This window comes from Micromonospora sp. NPDC052213, from assembly GCF_040679695.1.
Taxonomy (GTDB): Bacteria; Actinomycetota; Actinomycetes; order Mycobacteriales; family Micromonosporaceae; genus Micromonospora.
On the sequence record NZ_JBFAVI010000425.1, the window covers coordinates 1 to 1,017 of the forward strand.

Here is a 1,017-nt window from a genome sequence, read left to right on the forward strand (position 1 = left end):
CTGCCCGGGCCGACCGGGCGGTCCCGGTGCTGATCCCGGCCGGCGCCGACCGCGACCGGGTGGCGCGGCTGCTGCTGGAGGCGATGAGCTCCGACGCCCGGGACGCCCACGTGGTGTCCCTGCTGTCGCTGGCCGAGCCGCGGGAGGCGTCCCCGGTTCCGGCCGCCGCCGAGGTGTCGACGGCGCTGGCCGTGGTGCAGGCGCTGACCGACGTCGGTGGGTCGGGCCGGTTGTGGTGGCTGACGCGCGGGGCGGTGTCGGTCGGCGACTCGGACGAGCTGGCGGATGTCGCGGGTTCTGCGGTGTGGGGTTTGGGTCGGGTGGTGGGTTTGGAGGTGCCGTTGCGGTGGGGTGGTTTGGTGGATTTGCCGGGTGTGTTGGGTGGTGGTGTGTGGGGTTGGTTGTGTGGGGTGTTGTTGTCGGGGGTTGAGGATCAGGTGGCGTTGCGGTCGTCGGGTGTGTTTGTGCGGCGGTTGGTGCGTGCGGGTTGTCCGGCGGGTGCGGGTGCGGGTGCGGGTGCGGGTGCTGGTGGTGGTTTTCGGTTGTCGGGGACGGTGTTGGTGACGGGTGGTACGGGGGCGTTGGGTGCGCGGGTGGCGTTGTGGGCGGTGGGTGTGGGTGCGGAGCATGTGGTGTTGGTGAGTCGGCGTGGTGGTGGTGCGGCGGGTGTGGGTGAGTTGGTGGGGCGGTTGGAGGGTTTGGGTGTGCGGGTGTCGGTGGTGGGTTGTGATGTGGCGGATCGTGGTGCGGTGGCGGGGTTGTTGGGGGATTTGGTGGGTCGGGGTGAGCGGTTGCGGGCGGTGGTGCATGCGGCTGGTGTGGCGCAGTTGACGCCGTTGGGTGAGGTGGGTGTGGGTGAGGTGGAGGAGGTGTTGCGGGCGAAGGTTGGTGGTGCGGTGGTGTTGGATGAGTTGACTGCTGGTTTGGATTTGGATGCGTTTGTGGTGTTTTCGTCGATTGCGGGGGTGTGGGGTTCTGCGGGTCAGGTGGGGTATGCGGCGGCGAATGCGTTGGTGG

At 69.2% G+C, this 1,017-nt stretch carries 1 protein-coding gene; it reads left to right on the forward strand.

What is annotated here, in order from left to right; genetic code table 11:
* Window positions 1-26 precede the first annotated feature (26 nt).
* On the forward strand, window positions 27-1,017 hold a 991-nt coding region (locus tag AB0L34_RS34465; RefSeq protein ID WP_363709872.1), incomplete at its 3' end, for a beta-ketoacyl reductase.